The organism is Nocardia sp. NPDC050408 (genome assembly GCF_044458905.1).
In the GTDB taxonomy this organism is placed as follows: Bacteria; Actinomycetota; Actinomycetes; order Mycobacteriales; family Mycobacteriaceae; genus Nocardia.
The window spans coordinates 700,713-716,779 of the sequence record NZ_JBITIL010000002.1; the positions used below are offsets into that span (position 1 = coordinate 700,713).

At 65.6% G+C, this 16,067-nt stretch carries 17 protein-coding genes and 1 pseudogene; 9 read left to right on the forward strand and 9 right to left on the reverse strand.

Features of this window, described 5'->3' with window-relative positions:
- Positions 1-140 precede the first annotated feature (140 nt).
- On the reverse strand, positions 141-779 hold the full coding sequence (locus ACIBJI_RS08040) for a TetR/AcrR family transcriptional regulator (RefSeq protein WP_396958867.1): 639 nt from the start codon (positions 777-779) through the stop codon (positions 141-143).
- 17 nt (positions 780-796) lie between these two features.
- Positions 797-1,453, reverse strand: coding sequence for a TetR/AcrR family transcriptional regulator (locus ACIBJI_RS08045; protein WP_396958868.1), 657 nt, complete (start codon positions 1,451-1,453; stop codon positions 797-799).
- A gap of 256 nt (positions 1,454-1,709) precedes the next feature.
- Between ACIBJI_RS08045 and ACIBJI_RS08050 the strand changes: the two genes are divergently transcribed.
- From ACIBJI_RS08050 to ACIBJI_RS08080, 7 genes are all read left to right on the forward strand, one after another.
- The gene (locus ACIBJI_RS08050; RefSeq protein WP_397083480.1) at positions 1,710-2,516 is read left to right on the forward strand and encodes a maleylpyruvate isomerase N-terminal domain-containing protein; all 807 of its coding nucleotides are present in this window, start codon (positions 1,710-1,712) and stop codon (positions 2,514-2,516) included.
- 29 nt (positions 2,517-2,545) lie between these two features.
- Positions 2,546-3,775, forward strand: a complete 1,230-nt coding sequence (locus tag ACIBJI_RS08055; protein WP_396958869.1) for an acyl-CoA dehydrogenase family protein — start codon at positions 2,546-2,548, stop codon at positions 3,773-3,775.
- Positions 3,772-4,773, forward strand: coding sequence for an acyl-CoA dehydrogenase family protein (locus ACIBJI_RS08060; protein WP_396958870.1), 1,002 nt, complete (start codon positions 3,772-3,774; stop codon positions 4,771-4,773). The genes ACIBJI_RS08055 and ACIBJI_RS08060 overlap by 4 nt, the downstream gene beginning before the upstream one ends.
- Positions 4,770-5,258 (forward strand): MaoC family dehydratase, encoded by a 489-nt coding sequence (locus tag ACIBJI_RS08065; protein WP_364342148.1) that lies wholly within the window; start codon positions 4,770-4,772, stop codon positions 5,256-5,258. Before ACIBJI_RS08060 ends, ACIBJI_RS08065 begins: the two co-directional genes overlap by 4 nt.
- Positions 5,259-5,370: 112 nt before the next feature.
- A complete protein-coding gene (locus ACIBJI_RS08070) occupies positions 5,371-5,856 on the forward strand; it encodes a MaoC family dehydratase (protein ID WP_364342151.1) in 486 nt (161 codons plus the stop codon).
- A 2-nt stretch (positions 5,857-5,858) separates the two neighbouring features.
- Positions 5,859-6,794, forward strand: a complete 936-nt coding sequence (locus ACIBJI_RS08075) for a CoA ester lyase (protein WP_364342154.1) — start codon at positions 5,859-5,861, stop codon at positions 6,792-6,794.
- A 40-nt stretch (positions 6,795-6,834) separates the two neighbouring features.
- Complete coding sequence (locus tag ACIBJI_RS08080; protein WP_364342157.1) at positions 6,835-8,004, forward strand: CoA transferase; 1,170 nt, start codon at positions 6,835-6,837, stop codon at positions 8,002-8,004.
- A 310-nt stretch (positions 8,005-8,314) separates the two neighbouring features.
- Here the strand turns inward: ACIBJI_RS08080 and ACIBJI_RS08085 are convergent, their stop codons facing one another.
- Together ACIBJI_RS08085 and ACIBJI_RS08090 are read right to left on the reverse strand one after the other, a co-directional pair.
- Positions 8,315-8,680 (reverse strand): DUF1330 domain-containing protein, encoded by a 366-nt coding sequence (locus ACIBJI_RS08085; RefSeq protein ID WP_327101617.1) that lies wholly within the window; start codon positions 8,678-8,680, stop codon positions 8,315-8,317.
- Positions 8,657-9,337 (reverse strand): annotated as a pseudogene (locus tag ACIBJI_RS08090) (SDR family oxidoreductase); the annotation flags it as partial. The gene ACIBJI_RS08085 and the pseudogene ACIBJI_RS08090, both read right to left, overlap by 24 nt.
- A 79-nt stretch (positions 9,338-9,416) precedes the next feature.
- Between ACIBJI_RS08090 and ACIBJI_RS08095 the strand changes: the two are divergent.
- Positions 9,417-9,875 (forward strand): winged helix-turn-helix transcriptional regulator, encoded by a 459-nt coding sequence (locus tag ACIBJI_RS08095; RefSeq protein ID WP_396958871.1) that lies wholly within the window; start codon positions 9,417-9,419, stop codon positions 9,873-9,875.
- A gap of 515 nt (positions 9,876-10,390) precedes the next feature.
- On the opposite strand, the gene ACIBJI_RS08100 is transcribed toward ACIBJI_RS08095, so the two are convergent.
- Positions 10,391-10,810 (reverse strand): DUF6262 family protein, encoded by a 420-nt coding sequence (locus ACIBJI_RS08100; RefSeq protein ID WP_396958872.1) that lies wholly within the window; start codon positions 10,808-10,810, stop codon positions 10,391-10,393.
- Entirely contained in the window at positions 10,800-10,937 is a 138-nt protein-coding gene (locus tag ACIBJI_RS08105; protein ID WP_364342166.1) for a hypothetical protein, read from the reverse strand. Before ACIBJI_RS08105 ends, ACIBJI_RS08100 begins: the two co-directional genes overlap by 11 nt.
- A gap of 90 nt (positions 10,938-11,027) precedes the next feature.
- Here ACIBJI_RS08105 and ACIBJI_RS08110 point away from each other — a divergent pair, with 90 nt between their 5' ends.
- The gene (locus ACIBJI_RS08110) at positions 11,028-11,294 is read left to right on the forward strand and encodes a hypothetical protein (protein WP_364342169.1); all 267 of its coding nucleotides are present in this window, start codon (positions 11,028-11,030) and stop codon (positions 11,292-11,294) included.
- On the opposite strand, the gene ACIBJI_RS08115 is transcribed toward ACIBJI_RS08110, so the two are convergent.
- From ACIBJI_RS08115 to ACIBJI_RS08125, 3 genes are all read right to left on the reverse strand, one after another.
- Positions 11,295-14,588, reverse strand: coding sequence for a protein kinase (locus ACIBJI_RS08115; protein ID WP_396958873.1), 3,294 nt, complete (start codon positions 14,586-14,588; stop codon positions 11,295-11,297).
- Positions 14,589-14,728: 140 nt separating this feature from the next.
- The gene (locus tag ACIBJI_RS08120; RefSeq protein WP_364342175.1) at positions 14,729-15,235 is read right to left on the reverse strand and encodes a hypothetical protein; all 507 of its coding nucleotides are present in this window, start codon (positions 15,233-15,235) and stop codon (positions 14,729-14,731) included.
- A gap of 291 nt (positions 15,236-15,526) precedes the next feature.
- Entirely contained in the window at positions 15,527-15,991 is a 465-nt protein-coding gene (locus ACIBJI_RS08125; protein WP_364342178.1) for a hypothetical protein, read from the reverse strand.
- Between the last annotated feature and the right edge of the window lie 76 nt (positions 15,992-16,067).

Genomic DNA, 16,067 nt, shown 5'->3' on the forward strand with positions numbered 1-16,067 from the left:
CATATCGCTGGAACGACGAGGACCGGGCTCGCGGCTGCGGAACCGGTCCACTCATCAATCGGTCAGGACACGGTGACCGTCACCGATTCGACACCGGGCATGGATCCGCAGCCCACCGCCGCATCCAGCTCGCCGACCGGCTACGCACCCAGGCGAGCGGCGCCGAGCCGGGTTCGCGTCGTCTCGATCATATGGTCGAGCGGCGGCACCGGATCGAATGCTTCGGGGTCCAACCTCCACTGGTAGCCGACCCCGCGCAACATCGCAACGACGACCTGCGCTTCCACCACCGGATCGACGGCCGCGCGGATCGAGCCGTCGGCGATTCCGCGTCGAATCTGTCCGGCGAGCACTTCCCAGGTCTCCCGGTGCAGCTCGACAAAGCGCTCCCGCAACTCCTGGCCAGGCCCCAGCGCTTCGAACATCAGGGCATAGAGCACCCGCAACGATCGGCGGTCGAGCCGGTACTGATCCCGGATGCCTTCCAGCAAAACCATCAAACCGTCGAGCCCCGAAAGACCTTCGGCCCGAGGCGTGATCGTCGTAATCGTCCAACGCCTGACGATTCGATCGACCAGCGCCTCGAGCAACTTCGTCTTGGAACCGAACCGCGCGGTGGCAAGGCTGCGGCTGTAGCCCGCACGCTCACCGACCGTGGCCAGGGTCATGCTCGCATACCCGCCTTCGGCGACCAGTTCACCCGCCGCTTCCAGCAGCAACCGCGTGGACAGCTGCGAGCGCGCTTGATGCCCGTTGAGCGACTCGACCTCAATATGCATCAAAAAATTGTAGCTGACTAACCAATTTTTTCGGCCCCACGATCTACACCTACCGGCAGCAGCGCATCGACCAGCAGGCCGAGGTCATCGAGGGCTCGATCCACGGCAACATCCTCGGGATCGAGCATCGCCTGATAGGCAGCACCACGCAGACCGCCGACCACCAGGCGGGCCACCGCCTGGGCATCGACGTCGGACCCCACCGTCCCCTCGGCCATACCCGATTCGATGACGCCACGCACCGAAGTTCGCAGATCGCGGTGCAGTTCGAGCATGCGCTGCTGTAGCAGCGGGACCGGCAGCAACGCCTCGAACATCAGGATGTAGAGCGCACGCATCCGGTTCGGCGAACGAAGCCAACTGGACTTCAGCTCGGCCAGCATGGCCCGGATCGCGACCGCACCGGTCGTACCGCCGATGACCTCACGCAGCGACCTACCCTGCCAGTCGACGACCATGCGTTCAACCAGCGCCCACAGCAGCCCTTCCTTCGAACCGAACCGTGCGGTCACCAGCCCGGGGCTATAGCCCGCGCGGACGCCGATCGCCGCCAGCGTCATGCGCTCGTAGCCGCCCTCAGCGATGAGATCCGCCGCCGCGTCCAGGAGTCGACTGGTCGACAGTTCCGAACGCGCCTGCTTCGGGGTGGGCAGGTTGCGATCCACACGTGCCACAGTGATCCTCCATGCTCGCCACCTGCGCTTGCGAGGGGCGATATTCCCATTCGATCTCCGCATCCTACTGATCACCCACCTCCTCAGGCTTGCTGACCTGCGCAGAAGAAAATTAAGTTGTCAGCTAGATAATTTTTTCGTAGAGTCATGGAACCGCTCCGGTGTGCTCCAGCCCACATCGGATTCCGATGGTCCCGCTTACGTCAGTCTGGGCCTACATCGCCACAACAGTTCCCTACGAAGAGGTAGGTCCCCAATGACCTCAGAGGCAATGGCCGCTTGGCAGGCCGTACGCACTCAGCTCGACGACGTCCTCGAAAGCCTCAGCGCCGAAGAGTGGCTGCTGCCTTCCGCCTGCGCCGGCTGGCGGGTACGGGACGTGATCGCGCATCTGGGTGCCAGTGCGCGAGCCGTTATCGATCCACTGCCGACACCACCTGACGCTCCCCCGTTGCCCGAGAACCGGGAGCGCCAGCACGACGTCGCGGTAGCGCGCCGGCATGGCTGGTCGGTCGGCGAAGTGGTCGATGAATACCGCACGTACGGTACGAAGCTGGTCGAGCTGGTCGGCTCGTTCCAGGCCGAACCCACTGCGTCCCAACAGTTTCCGGTACCGGGGCTGGGCGTGTACCCGATGCATTCGCTGGCGAACGCGCAGGTGTTCGACTACCACTGCCATCTCCGGCACGATCTGCTGGGACCCGCCGGTCCACTCCAGCGCACCCTGCCCGAACCGGAACACGATGTCGTCCATTCCGCAGTCGTCTGGATGATGCTCGGTTTGCCGCAGATGCAGGGCAGTGACCTCGACGACAAGGTCACTGTTCCGATCACATTCCGATTCACGGGTCCGGGCGCGAGCGAATGGACCGTGCGCCGACCTGACCCCACGGGTGGATTGGTCGTAGAAGAGGGGGGCGGCGGCGATGTCGTCGTAACTTCCGACGCTCACGCCTTCATCGCGTGGGGCACCAAACGTCGTGACTGGCGACCCGATTGCATCGTCTCCGGCTCGGATTCGCTCGCTGCGGTCCCGTTGCTGGACACCCTCGACATCATCTAGCTGCGGGACACACGCAGAAAGGATCCCGCGTGGATTTCGACGACACACCGGCCGAGGCCGAATACCGGCGCCAAGTCCGGAAATTCTTGAACGCTCACCATGATGAGCTGGTCCATGGGGACGGCGAGTACCTCAATGAACCGGGCGTGGAGAACATCGACGACTTACGCCGTACGCAGGCACTGCTCTACGACGCCGGATATGTGGGCGTCACCTGGCCGATCGCGTACGGCGGCCGCGGCGGCACGGCCATGCAGCAGGCCATCGTCACCCAGGAATTGGCCCTAGCCGCGATCCCGGCCCTCGCCAACTTCGTCGGCCTGGGCATGTGCGGACCCACCGTGCTCGCCCACGGCACAGAGGACCAGAAGGCACGCTACATCCGACGGCTACTCCGCGCCGACGACATGTGGTGCCAACTGTTCAGCGAGCCCGGTTCGGGTAGCGACCTCGCCGCACTTCGCACCACCGCGGTCCGGCAGGAGGACGGCACGTGGCGGGTGGACGGGCAAAAGGTGTGGAACACCCGCGCGCAATACTCCGCGTACGGCATCCTGCTGGCTCGCACCGACCACACTGTCGCCAAACACCGCGGACTCACGATGTTCGTCGTCGACATGCGCGCACCCGGTGTGACGGTGCGCCCGCTCGAGCAGATGAACGGGGACCATGAATTCACCGAGGTGTACCTCGATGGCGTGGTGATTCCGGATATCGAGCGGCTCGGTGCGGTGAACGATGGCTGGCGGGTCGCGCTGACCACGCTCATGAATGAACGCCTGGCTGTCGGTGGTGGTGGCAACGAGGTCGGTGTCCGCCTCGAAGCGCTGATCCAGCACGCCCGCGAGCGCCTGCCCGGGTTGCCCGGCGATACGCAAGTGCTGGCCCGCCAAGCGCTTGGCCGGGTCGTCGTCGAATCGCTGGCGACGCGCTACACCGGCTATCGGCGTCTGACCGCCATTGCACGCGGCGAGATCCCGGGCCCGGAGGCCAGTGCAGGAAAGCTCTCGGCCGTGCGCACCGCGCGCGCCGGCGCCGATCTCGGAGTGCGGCTGCTCGGTCCGGAGGCCGTCTACGGCCGAACTTCGAAGGGTGAGTGGCTGTGGCCGACCGCCCAGGCATCGGTGCCCGGCACGGCCATCGCGGGCGGCACCGACGAGGTCCTGCGCAACATCCTCGGCGAGCGAATCCTCGGACTGCCGCCCGAACCTCGGACGGATACGCAGCCAGTCTCGGCAAGTAAGGGAGGCCGATCGTGAACTTCGACCTCGACGACAACCAGCGCGAATTCGCTGCGGCCGCGAAGGAATTCTTCGAAGGGCAGGACTGCCTCGCTCATGCCCGCGCCCTGCTGAAGGAACCCGGCGAAGCCCGCCCGGGACTGAAGAGCCTGGCGCAGCTGGGTTTCTATGGGCTCATGGCACCCGAGTCCGCCGGCGGGATCGGGCAGTCCATCCTCGACGTCGCGGTGGTTGCCGAACAAGCCGGGCGGGTGCTGGCCGGTCCGTCACTGGTCACCGCGGCGCGGGCCGCCGTCCTGCTGGACGGTGACACCGAACGACTGGCCGCGCTCGCGGACGGGTCGGCCGCGTATGCCGTGCTCGACGGCTCACCGGAAGGCTCGGCGCCCTCGATCGACGCGCGTATCGCGACCGAATTCCTCGCTCTGGACGGTACAACCCTCGTCGTGGGGACCGGTGAGCCGATCGCCGGCGAACCGATCGATGCCACCCGAGGATTGGCCTCGGTGCGGCTGACCGACCGAACCGTGCTACGAACCGATGCCGGACAGCTGTGGGAACGCGCCCGCCAAATCGCGACCGTGATCCTCGCCGCGGAAGATCTCGGCGCCGCCGATCGCGTCGTCGAGATCGGTGTCGAATATGCCCGCACCCGAACAACTTTCGGCCGTGCGATCGGCTCCTACCAGGCGATCAAACACCGTCTGGTCGATGCCTGGGTCGATGTGGACCAGCTCCGCTCCCTGATGTGGTGGGCGGCGTGGGCCGCCGATCACTCCCCCGAGGACTTGCCACTGGCCGCCTCGGCGGTGAAGGCCTATAGCTCCCGTGTTCTGGAGGAGGTGACTGAAACCTTGATCCAGCTCCACGGCGGTATCGGCTTCACCTGGGAGCACGACGCGCATCTGTTCTGGCGACGCGCCAAGGTCGACCGTCTATTGCTCGGTGACGAAGCCGAGCACCTGGACCGTGTCGCTCTTCTGACCCTAGAAACTCGAGAAGAGACCCTCCTATGAGCGATCCGGATTTCACCTCCTTCCCACTGGCCCCGAAGGGCAACAAGTTCGAAGATTTCACCGTCGGACAGAAGATGACCCACCACTGGGGCCGAACCCTGACCGAAGCCGACAACACCTTGTTCTGCACGGCAACCTGCAACTGGCTGCCGCAGTATCTGAACTCCGAATTCGCCCGCAGCTACGGCCATCCGTCGACCGTGGTACATCCGATGCTGGCGCTGTGCACCGTCGTCGGGCTGTCGGTGGAAGACCTCAGCGAGGCAGGGGGGCCGTTTCTCGGGGTGGAGGACTGCGTCTTCCACGTTCCGGTGTACCCCGGTGACACCCTGACCGCCCGGTCCGAGGTGCTGGACAAACGGATCTCGGCCAGTCGGCCCGGGGTCGGCATCGTCACCTGGCGAACCGAAGCACACAACGACCGCGGTGAACTGGTCCTCGACTTCAAGCGGACCAATCTCGTCGAGCAACGGAAGCTGCGGTGAGCGCCGCCACCGCCCTGGAACGCAGCGGCCCACGGCGGCCCTCGGAAGACGTTGCGCCGCAGAACAAAGCTCGACGATCCACCGACCGTCTCCTATCGAAAGAGGCCCGATCATGAGCCGATCCGATGCCGATCTACTCGGGGCCACCGGCTGGTTCGAAGACTTCGCCGTGGGTCAGCGCATTCGCCATGCCCGGGCGGCGACCATCGACGAGGTCGAAGGCGCATACCTGTCCAAGCTGGCGATGAATACCGCGCAGGGGCACTGGAATGAGCACTACCTGACGGATTCGCCGCTCGGCGGCGGCCGCCTCGTCTTCGGCCTACTGACCGCATCCATGGTGTTCGGCCTGGCATCCCAGGACACCGCTGAACACGCGCTTGCCGAATTGGGTTGCACCGCACTGCGGTTCCGTGCACCCGTACACCACGGCGACACCATCGAGGCCTTCACCGAGGTGCTCGCCACCACCGAAGCCCCCGATCGCGACGACGCAGGCGTCATCCGGTTCAAACACTGGGGTCGCCGCCAAGACGAGACCGTGGTCTTCGAAGGCGAGCGAACTGTCCTCATCAAACGCAAGAAGCATTGGAGCTGACCATGACCGCCACCCGACCGAATCGCCTGCGCCGCAGCGAACTGTCCACCCCGGGCACCAGCCCCAAGATGATCGCCAAGGCCGCCGCCAGCGACGCCGACCTGGTCTTCCTCGATCTCGAGGACGCGGTGGCGCCGAACGCGAAGGTGGGCGCCCGTGCGAACATCATCGCCGGGCTCAACGACCTGGACTGGGGCACGAAGGTACGCGCCTACCGTGTCAACGGCGTGCACACCCAGTGGTGCCACGACGACATCATCGAAGTCGTCACCGGTGCGGGCCCCAACATCGACGTGATCATCGTTCCCAAGGTGAAGTCGCCGCGCGATGTCTGGTTCGTCGACGACCTGCTCACCCAGTTGGAGCACAAGCTGGGTCTCGAAGTCGGCCGCATCGGCATGGAACTGCTCATCGAGGAGACCGAGGCACTGGCCTGCGTCGAGCAGATCGCCGCCGCCTCACCACGGCTCGAAGCGCTGATCCTCGGCATCGGCGACCTGTCGGCCAGCCAGGGCGTGCGCGCCAGTCACGTCGGAGTTGCCGATGAGGGCGAGGTCGGCGCCTACCCCGGCGATATCTGGCACTTCGCCCGTACCCGGATGATCGTGGCGGCGCGCGCCAACGGCATCGACGCCATCGACGGCCCCTACGCCCACTTCGCCAACCCCGAGGGCTACCGCCGCGACGCGAGCTGGGTCGCCACCCTCGGCGGCGTCGGCAAGTGGTGCATCCACCCCAGCCAGATCGCCATCGCCAACGACGTCTTCGCCCCCACCGAAGCGGAGATCAAGACCGCGACCGAGATCGTCACCGCGGTCCAGGACGCCGAGGCGCAGGGAATGGGCGCGGCGAACTACAACGGGATCATGGTCGACGCCGCTACCACCCGGGTCTTCGAGACCACACTGGAGCGCGCGCGCCTGTGCGGGCTGCTCTGATCCGGCCGATACTGAAATCAACACCGAGGTGGTGAACGTCATGCCAGGACCGCTCGAAGACGTGCGGGTCGTCGATCTGACGGCCATGCTGGCCGGCCCGTACGCGACCATGCTGTTGACCGATCTCGGCGCGCAGGTGGTGAAGGTCGAACCTCCACAGGGCGACACCACTCGGACGGTCGGGCCGTACCGGGAGGGTGACTCCCGGGACGGCCTGGCCGGATATTTCCAGTCGGTCAACCGAGGAAAACGCAGTGTCGTGCTCGACCTCAAGACCGAAGAGGGCAAGGGCAAGCTCCTCGAACTGGTGCGCGTCGCCGACGTCGTCGTCGAGAACTACGCCGCCGGGGTCATGGACCGGCTCGGGCTCGGCTACGAAGTTCTCCAGCAGGAGAATCCAAGGCTGGTCTACGCGACCCTGCGCGGATTCGGAGATCCGCGTACCGGCGACAGCCCCTACAGGAGCTGGCCCGCATTCGACGTGGTCGCCCAAGCGATGGGCGGATTCCTAGGAGTCACCGGCACGCCCGACGGAACACCGATCAAGTCCGGCCCCGGCATCGGAGACCTGTTCCCGGCCACACTGCTGGCCGTGGGCATTCTGGCCGCACTGCATCACGCGCGCCGGACCGGCGAGGGACAGTTCATGGACGTCGCCATGTACGACGCTGTGCTATCGATGTGTGAACGCACCGTCTACCAGTACTCCTACACTGGTAACGTCCCTGCGCCACAAGGCAATACGCATCCGCTGCTGTGCCCGTTCGACATTCTGCCCACCGCCGACGGTTGGATCGCATTGGCCGCCAACGACAAACAATGGCCCATCATCTGCGAAGCTATGGGTCGCCCGGAAATGGCCGTCGACGCGCGGTACACGTCCAATTCAGCTCGGGTTCGCCACCGTATCGAGGTCAGGTCCGCCTTGGAAGAGTGGCTCGCCACTACGACGACGAAAGAGGTCGTCGACGCCCTCGGCGGGAAGGTGCCGATCGGTCCCGTGAATTCGATCGCCGACATCTACGCCGACCCGCACACCGCCGCGCGGGAAATGCTCGTACCGATCGAACAACCCGGCAGCGACACCCCGGTTACCGTCGCCGGTCAGCCCATCAAACTGACCCGCACACCCAGCCGGGTCTACGGGCGCGGCCCACTGCTCGGTGAGCACGATGTCGACGGCATCATCGCCGAGTGGAACCTCGCTTGACGCCATCCGCAAACCTCCTGTCCGACACAAGGATATCCACTGGGCGAGGCGATCTCGGCGCACAACCAACGGAGCAGACCGATGCCCGAGGGCCACGTGACTGGAGGCCGGAAAGTCACGACCCCGGGCCATCAGATCGGTCTGTTCGCCAGTGGCGCACAGGATTTCTGGTGATCACCGGCGGCGTGAGAACATCACGCCAGTACCCGTGTCCACCCTGACGTGTTTCCACCTGAAAGTGGCCATTGACAGGCGGGCGCCCGCCGTTTCTCGTTGCGGACCCGCGCGTCCAACTGCACCAGCGGCACGGCTAGGCCGGGCGGGAGAAGCCCTCGGGCGGTGCGCCCTCGGCGAACAGCATGGCCACCCGGGCCTTGTCCTTTCGTATCTCCCGGGCCCGCCGGTACTCGGCGGAGTCGTACCACTCCCGGATCCGGTCCATGTCGGGAAACTCGATGACCACGAACCCGGAGGAGTCCCAGGTGCCTTCGACGGGCTTGGGCGCGGGTCCCGCGACCAGGTAATGGCCGCCGTGGTTGAGGATGGACTGCTGGGCCACGGCCGCGTAGGCCAAGCCGGCCTGCTCGTCGAGCACATCGAAGTTGACGATGACGTAAGCGGGCGTGAATTTCCCCGTCCCGAACTGCGGGTAGAGCGCGCCGATGCCTCCGGACAGACCCGCGAGCACGGTCTTGCTCGTCTCGTCGGCGATGATCTCGAGGGTGCCGGCGGCGACACCGTCGAGGGCGATGCGCGCGATGTCGGCTGGGTCGGCCTTCGGCGCGTCGAGGCCGGCGGTCATGTCGGTGTCCATGTACCCGACGTGCAGCGCCGAGACCCGGGTGCCCTGCGGGGCGAGTTCCTGGCGCAGCCCGTTCGTCATCGACCAGGAGGCCGACTTGGCGGCGCAGTAGGCACCGAACTCGGGGTGGTTGATCCAGGAGGCGACCGACAGGATGTTCAGCACCGCGCTGCTCTCGTGAGAGCCGAGCTGGGGGGCGAATGCCCGGGTGACCGCCAAGGTGCCGAGGTAGTGGGTGTCGATCTCCAGGCGGATGTCCGTCAAGTCGCCCGTCAGCAGCGACGCGTAGGTGGCCGAACCGGCGTTGTTGACCAGGATCGACACGTCGCCGGCCGTCTCTGCCGCGGCGGCGATGGAGGCGGGGTCGGTCACGTCGAGGGCGATCGGCTTCACGCCGTCGAGGTCGACGGCTGCGGGATTGCGGGCTGCTGCGTAGACGGTCGCGCCCCGGTCGCGCAACTGCTTTGCCAGGTGACGTCCCAGGCCGCGGTTCGCCCCGGTGACCAGTGCGGTCTGTCCTTCGATCTGCATAAGAGCACTCCCTGCTGGATAGGATTTTCCAACTTAGACCCTCTGAGTTGGAATGGTCAACTCAGGGTAGGCTTGCGGCATGGGCAGGATTCCGAATGACAGTTGCGCTATCGCCCGCAGTCTGGAGGTGCTGGGCGAGCGCTGGACGTTTCTGATCCTGCGCGAGGCCGTGGCGGGGTCGAGCCGATTCTCGGAGTTCCGCAGCGGGCTCGGTGTGGCGCCGGACGTTCTCACCGCACGCCTGAACACGCTGGTCGCATACGGCGTGATGGAGAAGGTGCCCTACCGGGAACCGGGAGAGCGGGCTCGCTTCTCGTACGTGCTCACGGATGCCGGCCGGGAACTCCTCGTCGTCCTGCTGGCCCTGCAGCAATGGGGCGACAAGCACCTGCCGTGGCCGGACGGGCCGAGCATCCTGCGCCGGGTCGCGGGCACCGAACGACCGGTGCATGTCGGGTTCATCGACGATGACGGAAACGAAGTCGACGAAAGCTCCATGGCACTGATTCCGACGGCCGCCTCCCCCGGCCGGAAGTAGCGCAGCTTTCAGATCAGACGCGACCCTCCAGGCTCCATGACCGGACGCGAACGAACGAGGCAGGCCTTGCGGCCCGCTCCATGCAATTCGGAGCAGGCGGCCTTCGCCGGCGGCCGCCGCACCTGACGGCTGGCCGGCCGCTGGTCCCGCAGCGCCGTCTATGTCCGGCGTCCGCTGCGGATGTCCCCGGCTGCGCCTCCTTGACCGGTCTGGTTCGCCGGTCGTATGGCAGCCCGTCTCGTCGTCACATGCCCCGGCGTGCAATCAGCCCGGTCCGCGAGGGGACGCACGGTTGTTTCTGCTCACCTGCCGCGCCCCTTTGCCTGTGCGGGATCTCGCACGTGATGCACACCGTCATCCCGCGACAGAACCTGCCCGAGCCGCCTGCTCCCGCACGGCAGGCGTACGTGCCATCTGGCGGGTGGTAGTAAACTCAGCTAGACGGTCCAGGCCCCAGGGCGTCCGGAGAACGCGGATCGCGTGCGCAGCCTGTCCGAACGCGGCTTGCAGCAGCCTCAGGGAGTCGAACTCGATCTCGGCAAGCACGTCGCCGAGAATTTCTGAGCCTCTTGGGCGTTTGTGCCGTCACCCGGCAGCCATTGTTCCCCGTTCTCGGCCTCCAGTCGACGATTGCGTTCGGTGGCAGCCTCCAGACGTTGCAGCAGCGAGGTGTCGGACGCCCGTTGCCGATCTGGGATCGTCCGGGTCGCAGACGCGGGACGGCGACCGACTCGAAGCCGCTCGATCTCAGCTTTCAGGTCGGGCTGGTTATAGAGCGAAGACCTGGAGACGCCCGCTTCACGGGCGAGGGTCCCGAAGGTGATCGGGCTGCTGGCGGCGTCCATCCGCCGCAGAGCGGCGGTCGCGTGTCGGCGGGTTGCCGCAGCTCGTCCACGGGCTGAGGCAACGATCAGGTGAGAGTTGTCAGCCGGCATCCGCGGCCCCCTCGATCTGGTCCCGGCCGTCTCCCAGCTCCCCGATCATACGGTCGAGGTTCTCGGCGAGCTGCTGGTTCATTTCGGCGATGCGTGCGTGACCGTAGCTCTTCGCGTTGTCGATCAAACGACGCCATCCGCAAACCTCCTGTCCGACACAAGAATTCATCCACTGGGCCCGGCGATCTCGGCGCATATCCAACGGAGTAGTAGACCGATGCCCGACGACTACGTGACCGAAGGCCGGAAAGTCACGACGCCGGGCCAACAGATCGGTCCGGTCGCGACGGGGTATACCGGCATGTTGGGCGACGGATTCGATTCGCTCATTGCGCTCGGATACCTCGAGCTCGGCCCCAACAGTTCCGAGTTCGGGCACCACACCGCGACCGGGGTTGCAGCGGGATTCCCCCAGCCTGACATTGACTCGCGACAATTACACGCTGGTTCCTGGGGTGAGGATCGCGGCCAACTCCTCGAATGATCAGGACGGTCGTGGAATCCGTCGCTCGGTGCCCTCTGCGATCCAGGCTGCGATCTGGGTGCGGGAGGTGAATCCGAGTTTGGTCAGGATGTGTTCCACATGGCCCTGCGCGGTGCGTTGCGAGATTACCAGTTTGGCGGCGATCTGCTTGTTGGTGAGCCCTTCGGCGATGAGATCTGCGACCTGCCGCTCGCGCCGGGTCAGAGGTACCCACGGACCCGACGTATGCGACGTGTCGATGAACTGCTCACCGAGGGCATAAGACACGGCTTCGTCCATGCCCATCGCTTGGCCGCGCCGAATGGCCGAATCGTATCCACGTGACCCGAGGGCGGAGCGCGCTAGTCGCACACATTCGTCGTGATACTGCGGCATCGGGACAATGCTCGCAGGGTTCCCCACGGACCGCCACAGTTCCTGCACAGCCCCGAGCAGCACTGCCGCACGCTCAGTGTCACCGCTGTCGACAGCTATCCAGGCCAGCGGGTCGAGACTCAACGCCGCATTGACGGGGCTGCCCATCCGGCGGTTGATTCGCAAGGAATTTTCGACCAGCTCGATCGCCCTGGACCAGTCACCTTCCAGCCAGGCGGCAATACCTATGTCGCGTAGCGCGGAGGCCCGGAACAGCGATTCGCCGCACGCCTCGGTAATCGAGAGCACTTGCCGGTGATACTCCACCGACCGTTTTGCGTCGCCGGCCATTTCATGAACCCAACCGAGCCCGGTCAGAACAGCAACGTAGAGGTATCCACTCCGATCGGAGCGGAAGATCTCGGCGGCTCGTTCGAACGAGGTGGAAGCCGCGGCAAGCTCACCGCGATAGAACTCCAGGACGCCGGCGCCATAGGTGATCAGCGCCTGGGTCATCGGGGTTGGAGCCTGTTCGGCGAGCACCCGCCCCTGCTCGAGCAAGGTGGCGCCCGCCTCCAAGTCGCCGTGCATCGCAGCCAGGGCACAGCCGACGTACAGCGCTTTGACACGGTCGGGTATGGACTGTCGGGCGGGATGGGTGAGCACCCGCTCGATCCAGGATCGAGCCTCGCCGTATTTGCCGCGGAAACTCCAGAACATAAAGAGCGCGCTGGTGATCCGCAACCCGGCTTCGGCCGCCTGCTCACTGTCCTCGGCCAGGCAGTATTCGAGCGATTCGCGCAGATTCGGTTGCTCACGCTCGAGCCTGGCCAGCCAGTAGGGCTGCCGGTCACTGATCCAGCCCGACTCCGCGTCCAGCGCCAACCGTTGGTACCAGTCACGATGCCGACCACACATATCAGCGTATTCGCCGACCTCCTGCAGCTTCTGCCGACCATAGTCCCGCAACGTCTCCAGCATCCGAAACCGCACCACCCCCTTGTCCTCGACCCGGATCAGGATCGACTTGTCCACCAGCGAGGACAACACATCCAGGGGACTGTCCGCCGCCAGATCGGCACCACAGACATCTTCGGCGGCGTCGAGTTCGAAACCGCCGGCGAACACCGACAACCGAGACCACAGCCGCTGCTCGGACGGGGTGCACAAGGCATAGCTCCAGTCCACACACCAGCGCAGGGTCTGCTGCCGCGTCGGCGCGGTACGGCTGGCGCGGGTGAGCAGCGTGTACCGGTCGTCGAGGCGCTGCAGGATCTGCTCGGGCGACATCGTGCGCACCCGGGCCGCCGCGAGCTCGATCGCCAACGGCAGACCGTCCAGCCGGGCGCAAATCCGAGCCACGGTGGCCTTGTTGTCCTCCGTGAGCTCGAACCCCGGCACCACCGCGGTCGCGCGGTCGGAGAACAGAGTCACCGCTTCATAGCGGGCAACTCCCCGCCCCGACACCTCCCCATCCGGGTCCGGCACCGGTAGCGGCGACACCCGCAACACCACCTCCCCGGCAATGTCCAGCGGTTCGCGGCTCGTTGCCAGAATCTGCAAATTCGGACAGGACCGTAGCCACGTCTCGACCAGCTCGGCCACCGCCGCCGCCACTTGCTCGCAATTGTCCAGCACCAGCAGCGACTCCCGGCCGGACAAAAACTCGACCACCACCTCCCGCAGCGGCCGCGCCGACTCATCGCGCAAACCCAAGGCACCTGCCACCACCACGACCAGCAGCGCAGGGTCGGACACGTCGGCCAACCCGACCAGCCACACCCCGTCGGCGAACTCCCGGCGCACCGTAGAAGCCGCCCGCAGCGCCAGCCGTGTCTTGCCGACCCCGCCGATCCCGGTCAACGTCACCAGCCGCAACGAGGCCAGTAAATTCTTCACCTCCGCCACCTCGGTGCGGCGGTCGACGAAACTGGTCAACTCGAGCGGCAAAATACCAGCGCCGCGGTGATCCAACGGCGGTACCGCAGGCGGGCACCATCCCTGCGGCGGCGACTTCCGACCTCGATGCTGCAGGCTCGGTTCGGCCTGCAGCGCCATCTCCTCGACCGCGAAGCCGTGGCGGCGCTGTGCCTGCCGGATGGCCTCCCCGAGCGCCGCCACCGACGGCCTTTGCTTCGGATCCCGGCTCATCGCCGTCGCCACCACCGCGGACACGTCCTCGGCAATGCCGCTCTCACGCAGGTCCGGCACCGGCTGCGTGGAGACCCGCAGGAACTGGGTCACCACGTTCTCCCCGCTGCGCCGCTCGAAGGCCGCATGGCCGGTCAATGCGCAAAACATGGTGGCGCCCAACCCATAGACATCCGTGGCGGAAGTGGGAGCCTCGCCCTCGAGCACCTCGGGGGCGGTGAATGCCGGCGACCCGGTCAAGATCCCCGATTCTGTCTGAAACCCCCCGGAGATCCGCGCGATACCGAAATCGGTCAACGCCGGCTCGCCATAGTCGGTCAGCAGAACATTTCCCGGCTTCACATCGCGATGCACAATGCCCAACCGATGCGCGCTCTCGAGCGCCCCGGCGATCTTCACCCCGATCCACAACACGGCCTCGAGCCACAACGGACCGTGCTCTCGGATTTGCGTATCCAGAGAACCCAACGGGTGGTATGGCATAACCAGAAACGGGCGCCCCTGCTCGGTGGTACCCGCGTGCAGCATGGTGACGATATTCGGATGCCCGGTCAGCCGGCCCATCGCTTGCTGCTCCCGGAAAAACCGCGCCCGATTCTGGGTATCCAGCTCGGCGGTCAGGATCTTCACCGCCACCGTTCGGTCCAGCTCCGCCTGCGTGCACCGAAATACCACACCGAAACCACCCCGCCCGATCTCCTCTGCGTCGGCGAACCCGGCCGCGCTCAACTCCTCCGTGACCAGCTCGAAGCCGTCACGGACTGTCCGAAAAGGATCATCCTCGGCCATCGGCTGTGTACCATCCGCCGGCACGTCCCTTGCACTGGGCAACGCGCGTTAACTCTTCGTTAATAGCGTATCCCTGCAGCATCGGCGGTAGGGCCGAGGCGTGACTATCGCTGCCAGTAATCGGATCTGCTGGCGGCCAATCAGCTATCGCCGATGTACGCACGTCCTATTTCTGCAATGGATGAGGGAGGCATTTCTCTGGCGGCCGGCATGATCGCGAGGACCCGTATGGTAACGATAGCTTCGACGTAATCCCTTATGCGAGTAGCGATTTGAGTAGAAGTACCGTAAAGGAATAGTTCGTCTATGAGCTCGTCGGGTATTGCGGCCCGCGCGATCACCGGCCCGCCATGCCCGCCACATCGGCTCCAATTGTTCGCCCCGGCCCAGCTAGCGGTGAAATCCGCGTATACCGGCACGTTCAGGTAAGCCGCGATGTCCCGCCGGGCGGTTGCGCGCACCGCGTTCAGATCTCTACCGGGAATGACGAATAGCCGCGCCACGATGTCGGCCACGTAGGTGCCGGGGACCTCGACACACATCACTGGCCCCGGATCGGTGGTGTCGAAGGCGAAGGTGAAGAATGAACAGCAGCCCGTTTCCCGGACGGCCAGATCACCACCGGCCGGTTCGGCGTCGACGGCCACCAGCAGATCCAGCCGCGTCCGGTCCGGCCGGCGGCTCACCGACTCGGCGAAGAACCTGTCGAACTCCGCGACCCGGATCGGTTGCTCAGCGGTGGGCAGCGTGCACGCATCCGGTACCCCAACACACTCGTACAGAACGCGATTCGGACATTCAAGATGCGGCCCGAAGGAGCGATAGGCGATCAGAACGACGAGCGGGAACAGAATGGAGTCGAGACTCCGTACCATACTCGACACGCCCCGCCAGAAACACGAGCCTGCGACAACCGGACCAGAACCGTCACGCCCCCGCTATTTGCCGATGACTAGCAGTTTTCGGTGTTGCAGGAGGTTGGCGTACTGGTCGATACCCTCTCCGGACACAGACAGTACGCCAACACCTGGCCGTGGGTTCGTCTCGGCCGTAACCGCGTGGTCGTAGTGGTTGTAGGTGAGTTTCAGCCCTAGTTCGCGGTATACCTCCAGCTTGTCGCCGGGGTCGGCAGCCCGCAGGATCGCCAGGATTCCACCGAGTGCATCGACCAGTTGACGGATTTCGTCGCGGCTCATTCGTTGAGCGGGGACGGCGTGATTCGTCGCGGCGGTAAGTTGAGCGGCCAGGACGGTCCGTTCGCGGTGTATGTCGCTGCTCCACTCGGCGACCATCGTGGGGTCCGCACCGGCCTCTAGAGCGGCGCGATGTCTGGCGAGTTTGCGCCGCCCTCCCGCGCACGACCAACTGCCGTCCCGGACGGAGCCGGGCGCCCGTAACCACATCGCCGCACAGTGCCGCCATATCCCCGGCCAAGCGGTGACCATCGGTCCCGGACCACACCAGCACCCTGACCGGCCG